Origin of the sequence: Yersinia artesiana, from assembly GCF_902726545.1 — a bacterium.
In the GTDB taxonomy this organism is placed as follows: Bacteria; Pseudomonadota; Gammaproteobacteria; order Enterobacterales; family Enterobacteriaceae; genus Yersinia; species Yersinia artesiana.
The window spans coordinates 1-5,210 of sequence record NZ_CACVAD010000100.1 but is presented as its reverse complement, the minus strand read 5'-3'; the positions used below and the strand labels follow the sequence as shown (position 1 = coordinate 5,210).

The window sequence follows — 5,210 nt, the reverse complement described above, 5'->3', positions numbered from 1 at the left end:
CATATGGTGCATGTCTATTTTTAGCTATTTAAGAGTAATATGATCTCAATCAATACATTTATAATATGATATCACTTAAAAACGACCTATCCGCAGAGCCATTATCACGTCACATTATTATTTTATTGTTAAGATTTTATTTATCTCTAATTAATTATCATTGGGTCTACCCTGTTTTTATCATCGCCAAACCAAGATGAGGTTTAACCACTGGCCGTGGATAAAGAGGCTTTTCACTCTCTCGCTCAGGTATCCATATACGTGAGCACACCTTTTCCAATAAAGATTTATTATGACTGAAAACAATTAGGCCTAACGGCCGACGAGCGGATTCTTCCAATAGCACTTGCCATATTTGGGCCTGAATATGGGCATCAAGTTGTGCGGTAACTTCGTCGGCAATTAAATAGCGGGTCCGTGGATCGAGGGCGCGCAACAGGGCAATCCGCGCGAGTTCTCCGCCAGATAATTCATCGGGCCGGCGTTTTAGCCAAACCGGATTCACAGCCATTCGTTCAAGCCACAGTGCATCGGGTCGCCAGGCATCATGCAAACTCTCGCCAGTTGTCCGATAAGGATTGAAACTTTGCTCAGGGTGCTGAGGTACTAATTGAATGGGGCAATAACCTTTTTTAGCCAGCGGTGCGCCGCCTATTAGAATTTGCCCGGATGTCGCCGACTGCCATTGTGCCAACACCCTCCCCAAGGTGGTTTTGCCAAACCCACTGGGTGCGGAAATCCCCAATCGCTCTCCCGGTTTCAACGAAAATGAGACCGAATCCCACAACCGTTTCCCCCCTTGATCAATGGTCAGATTATCGACACTAAACATACTCGGCCACCTCCGCCGGTGACATTTTCTGGCTGACAAACTGTTGCTCCGGCAATGCCGCCCAAAGCGACTGTAACCACGGGCTGCCGCCGTTATTTTTCAGCTCTTCAGCGCTCAGCGTTTCGTGTAGTTCGCCTTGATGTAATACCGCAATCTTATCGGCAAAGCGCGCCGCCAGAGCTAAGTCATGAGTAACCCATAAAATACCGCGCCCTTGTTGACAAAAAGCGCGTAAATGGGTCAGTAACTGGCAAGCATGCTCATCATCGAGCCATGAGGTCACTTCATCCGCCAGAATATAACGAGCATTAGTTAGGGTTGCACAACTGGTCAGCACCCGTTTTGCCATGCCGCCAGAGAGCTGCCGGGGGAAATCATGGACTAACCCCGGTGCGAGATTGTAGGTTTGCAGTTGCAGCGCGACATCTTCCAGCCGCAGTTTTACCCCGCTGAGTTGGGCAGCGCGGGTCATCTGTGACCCCACTTTTATCAGAGGATTCAGCGCGCTAACCCCTTGCGGGACATAACATAAGGTCTTGCCACGCCGTTCAATTTTATCTTGGGCACACAGAACTTCACCATCCAGAATAATCTCACCACGGCAACGCATGTTTTCCGGTAACAAGCCCAATACACTTTGCAGTAACAGGCTCTTCCCTTCGCCACTCCCCCCGACCAACGCGACCAATTCCCCTGGGTTTACTTCCAAAGAAATATTATTCAGCAAAGGGTGCCAGCTTTTCCGACCTAGCCAGCGATAATGGGCAACATCAATGGCAAACCTTGAAAATCTCAGCATCAGGCTATCCTCACCCACAGTTGTTGCAGTGCTCGGGCAAACTGGTCAAATATCAGAACTAACCCGACCAAAATCAGACCTGGGAAAAATGCCAGCCACCATGCACCACTGCTCAGATAACGAAGTGCATCGGCCAATAAAATCCCCAACGACGGTTCATGAGGCGACAACCCAAAACCTAAAAAACTCAGTGCCGCACTGTGTAACACCGCATGGGGGAACATCAGCAGCGTGCCAACAATCCATTGTGGTAGTAATAACGGTAGCAGATGATGACGCCAACGGTAAAAATTACTGTTACCTAAGCGATGTGAGAGCATCACATAATCAGTTTCACGAATACGTAAAATCTCAGCGCGTAAAATCAAGGCCAGTTTGGGCCAGTGAGTTAGTGCTACCGCCAAAATAACGCCGTGCTTCCCTCCCCCCAAAGTGAAACAGATCAGTACCAATAAAAGTAAATGCGGTAAGGCCAGCATGCTGTCAATTAATCCGCGGATCAGATAATCCAGCGTTTTATTTATTGAACATAAGCTGGCAGTAAGCATCGCTAGCAGGCCACTGGCAAAGGCCGCAATCAAACCGATTTGCAAACTGGTGGTCATTCCCTGAAAACAGCGTAACCACAGATCACGCCCTAAGCTGTCGGTGCCAAACCAATAAGCCGGTGACGGCGGCTGGCGGCGGGCCATTAAATCCATTGGAATTTCAATGGGGTATATTGCCCATCCGTAAACAACCAATGTGGCTAATAGCGCTAAAGAAACAAAAAGCCGGAATAAAGCTCGGTTTGGGTTATAAGTCATAATTGTCGCGCAGCCCCCCTGTTCAAGCGGTGTAACAGGGTATTGGCGATGCTGTTACCACAAAAAACCAAGATGGCGCAAAACATCACAATCCCCATCAATAACGGAATATCGCCGTGTAACCCGGCATCAATAGTCGCCTGCCCCAACCCAGGGTAAGCAAAGACTTTCTCCGCTAATAAAGATCCGCCCAACAATTCGCCCACCGAGGCAAATTGCAGACACAGCGCCGGGGTAATGGCATGGCGCAAGATATGGAAATTGACCAAGGGCCACCCTTTATCCCCCTGCGCTTGCGCATAGCGGATAAATTCACTGTTCATCACTTCAGCCACGCGAGCACGGGTATGCAGCGCAATATTACCGACCCCCAGTAATCCTAACGCCAGCATCGGCAGAATAAGATGATGCAGTTTGTCACTCCAACTGGCTGTTTCAGCATGACTCCCTGGCGTCCAGGCGCAGCAAATCGGCGCCCAGTTCAGTTTGACTGCAAATAATGACAGCAGTAATAGACCAATCCAGAAAGTCGGCAATGAAGCTAATAAATAAGACAGGCTTGAGATAACACGATCCGGCCAGCGGTTAAGGTAGCGCCCCGCCGTCAACCCTAGTAATAACCCGACAATGCCGGAGAATAACCATGCCGAAAATAGTAACGCGAACGAGGTCGCAAAACGCTCTCCGATAACTTGTGAAACCGGCGCGTTATATAACATCGAATAACCGAAATCCCCTTGTAATACTTGGGTAAACCAATGCAGGAACCGCTGCCACAAAGGTAAATCCAGCCCCCAACGTGCTGCAATCAGTGGATACTGCTCCGGTGGCACATGCAGTAAATCACTGCCGATATAGGCGCGTATTGGGTCAACGGGAGAGAAACTCAGTAACGTAAAGGTGCCTACTGCGGTGACCAGCAGCAGACAAGCTAAACGCAGGATAAATAGCGAAATACCTTTCATTACTGACAAGTCCATTTCCAGCTATCGAGGCTATTAAGCAGTGACCACGAGCCGTGGATTTCCGGTGCGCCTTTGCCTAAATCAACACAATTATTGGCCAGATACGTATGCTGGATATTCAGTAACCATGCCCATGCCGCATCGCCCCGAATACCAGTACCGGTGGTGCCGTCCCAACCCACTTGTTGCCAAAATGGCACGGCTTGCTCCCAGGTTTTGGCATCCAGCGCTTGTTGCAGATGTTTATCCACCACCGGGTTTTGATAGTAGCCCGGATTATAATATTCCACCCCCGCCGCTTTGCTGCTGTAGTGGTGATACAGCTCCATCGGGTCAAGGCTGCCCCAGCCAAACAGAGTAGGATTAGCGTGCATATTCCGCTCTACCGTTTCCCAGCTACCGGATTTCAAATCCACCTCAATGCCGATAGGTTTGAGCATGGAACGTACCGCCTGCGCTAAGTCGCGGCGTGTGGTATCACCGCTGGCATACCAAAGTGTGATTTTAGCCGGGACGCCATTTTTCTCTCGAATACCCGCGCTGTTCAGCTTCCAGCCAGCCTGTTCCAATATCTGTTTGGCTGTTTCAATATCACCATCTTTGATGGCTGAGTCCGGATTATTCCATGGCAACCCCTGCACACCGCTATAGGCAGGGATGGCATGGCCTTCCATGATTTGGTCAGCCAGCAATTGGCGGTCAATGGCGTAGTTAATGGCGCGGCGAATCGCGACATCGGCGGTGACATCATTACCAATTGGGTAACCCTGTGCATCCTTTTTACCCGCTGGCGTGGTCGGGAACACGATACCCCGATTTTCCACACTCGGCCTGACCCATAACTTCATGTTATTAACCGGGCCAACCGCCATAGACGGAGGAATACGAACTACGCCTAACTGCCCACTTTGCGCGGCAGCAAAAGCGCTGTCCTCATCAAGAAACACAAAAATAAGCTTGTCGAAATCATTTTTGTTGCCCGCATAATAAGGGTTTGCTTCGACAATCATTTGTTGACCCGGCTGGAAGCTCACTAAGCGGTATGGGCCGGCACCAATAGGTTTTTGCGCATAGGTTTTAGCATCATATTTATCCGCTGAAACAATCCCCAGTGAGCCCAATACGTTCACAAAGGTGCTTTGTGGCGCTTTCAATTGAACGCGAACATTAAGAGGGTCAATGACTTCTGCACTGACGAAGTTACCCATATCAACCTTGCCGCCACTGGCAGCCGCATGGTTGTAGGTAAACGCCACATCTTTGGCGGTCAGAGGTGAGCCGTCGGAGAATTTGAGGTCTGGTTTGAGTGTCAGAGTCCAGGTTTTGCCATCATCACTGGTTTTATAATCGCTCAGCAAAAAACCATTCCAACTGAGATCTTCATTTTGTTTGAGTAACGGGCTGTGCAGCAGCAGATAACTGCCATGACTCCAACCTAACATGGGGTCAAAACCTTCGGTTGGCTCGTCACCAATAGCCAGTTGTAGTGTGTGAGTTGGCGTTGCAGCACTGACTGGAAGAGAAAAAGCACTTAATAGAGCAGTTGTCAGCAAGGTATTTCGGAGCCATAGACGTTTAGACATGAATCATCCTTTGATAAATTAGCTAGCGAATATAGGGCATTGCCTGTCAGACAAAGATTCAACAAGTAATTAAGCGTAGCACTAAACATTAATATGGGTATATGTGCATCTTATTTAGCATTAATGACCAATTTTCTGCTCACTTATTAGATATTTAAAGCATTTATGTGACAAATGTCAGATTTAGATGAGGCAAATCAAAAAAAACCAAGGTAGAAATAAAAT

At 48.6% G+C, this 5,210-nt stretch carries 5 protein-coding genes; all 5 read right to left on the bottom strand.

Going from position 1 to position 5,210, the window contains the following annotated elements:
- Positions 1–166: 166 nt before the first annotated feature.
- The 5 genes from HU019_RS20040 to HU019_RS20020 are packed head-to-tail and all read right to left on the bottom strand — an operon-like array spanning position 167 to position 4,985.
- Complete coding sequence (locus HU019_RS20040; protein WP_174849997.1) at positions 167–832, bottom strand: ATP-binding cassette domain-containing protein; 666 nt, start codon at positions 830–832, stop codon at positions 167–169.
- The gene (locus HU019_RS20035) at positions 825–1,631 is read right to left on the bottom strand and encodes an ATP-binding cassette domain-containing protein (RefSeq protein ID WP_005172992.1); all 807 of its coding nucleotides are present in this window, start codon (positions 1,629–1,631) and stop codon (positions 825–827) included. Before HU019_RS20035 ends, HU019_RS20040 begins: the two co-directional genes overlap by 8 nt.
- Positions 1,631–2,437 carry an ABC transporter permease gene (locus HU019_RS20030; protein ID WP_019082128.1) on the bottom strand — a complete coding sequence of 269 codons (807 nt, stop codon included), beginning with the start codon at positions 2,435–2,437 and terminating at the stop codon, positions 1,631–1,633. The genes HU019_RS20035 and HU019_RS20030 overlap by 1 nt, the downstream gene beginning before the upstream one ends.
- Positions 2,434–3,402 carry an ABC transporter permease gene (locus HU019_RS20025; protein WP_174850014.1) on the bottom strand — a complete coding sequence of 323 codons (969 nt, stop codon included), beginning with the start codon at positions 3,400–3,402 and terminating at the stop codon, positions 2,434–2,436. Before HU019_RS20025 ends, HU019_RS20030 begins: the two co-directional genes overlap by 4 nt.
- Positions 3,402–4,985, bottom strand: a complete 1,584-nt coding sequence (locus HU019_RS20020) for an ABC transporter substrate-binding protein (RefSeq protein WP_174849998.1) — start codon at positions 4,983–4,985, stop codon at positions 3,402–3,404. Before HU019_RS20020 ends, HU019_RS20025 begins: the two co-directional genes overlap by 1 nt.
- Positions 4,986–5,210 lie beyond the last annotated feature (225 nt).